Annotated in this window: 1 protein-coding gene; it reads left to right on the top strand. The window is 55.0% G+C overall.

The window, feature by feature from the left end:
• Positions 1–231: tetraacyldisaccharide 4'-kinase (locus tag HBA93_RS23930; protein ID WP_353619444.1), on the top strand; the 231-nt coding region annotated here is incomplete at its 3' end.

The raw sequence follows: 231 nt of genomic DNA, 5'->3' as shown, positions 1-231 counted from the left end.
ATTCCGGCAGGGCCGTTGCGTGCGCCGTTGCCTGCACAGATGCAGCAAGCATCAGCCCTTCTGCGTATCACGCCGAACCATTTGAAGGGCAATGATGCTTCGGAAAATGTGATCCGCATGGCAGCACGCGGCAATAAGCCGTTTTTTGACGCACGGCTGGTTTCAGTGGCAGAGCAACCGACTGAGGGGAAAAAATTTCTCGCTTTTGCCGGTATCGGCAATCCGCAGAAA

It is taken from the genome of Ochrobactrum sp. SFR4, assembly GCF_019730395.1.
Lineage (GTDB): Bacteria > Pseudomonadota > Alphaproteobacteria > Rhizobiales > Rhizobiaceae > Pseudochrobactrum.
This window is presented reverse-complemented; position numbering and strand designations above follow the sequence as displayed.